We start from the raw sequence: 640 nt of genomic DNA on the forward strand, positions 1-640 counted from the left end.
CAAACTGCTTAAGAGGGATTCGCAACGCGTGGCATTTTTACTATACGTTGAATTTAGTGATTAAGGTGGTTTGCGGTGGCTTTTGTATTGCGTTGCTCACCCCTTAGCAGGGCGTTAGGCTTACGAGGTAATTACAGTGCTAGAAAATATTTCAGAGCTTGAGACTAAATTAAATGTTCCCGCCAATTTTATATTGAATCTAGCCGGTGAAGATGATTGGTCATTTGTTATCAAATTGAATGCACTATTTGAAGCTACTGCAACACAAGCCTTGGTCGGTAGACTAGGGTGTGTAGAACTAGAAGATAGCTTGTCATATATTGATTTTGGTAACAGTAAGTTTGGAAAAGTAAACTTACTTAGAAAACTAGGGTGTATTAGTTCATTGGAGGCAAAATTTCTCCAAATGCTCTTCGAATTACGTAATAAATTGGCTCATAATATAAGGTTTGTAAATTTTACTTTTGAGTCTCATTTGAGCTCAATGGATGCAAACCAAACGAAATCATTTGTGAATGCAGTAAAGTGCGGTAATGAACAAATCTTCTGGAACTGTGAAGAACGGCCGCGAGAACAATACATTTTGTCCCATACGAAAATACTTGTTCTTCTAACAGCTACCGACCTTTTAGTTTCGTTA

Annotated in this window: 1 protein-coding gene; it reads left to right on the forward strand. The window is 37.5% G+C overall.

Features of this window, described 5'->3' with window-relative positions; all coding sequences use genetic code 11:
• Positions 1-136 precede the first annotated feature (136 nt).
• Positions 137-640: hypothetical protein (locus IQR33_RS08315; protein ID WP_193843618.1), on the forward strand; the 504-nt coding region annotated here is incomplete at its 3' end.

The sequence above is a fragment of the Vibrio sp. OPT46 genome, from assembly GCF_015163535.1.
Taxonomy (GTDB): domain Bacteria; phylum Pseudomonadota; class Gammaproteobacteria; order Enterobacterales; family Vibrionaceae; genus Vibrio; species Vibrio alginolyticus.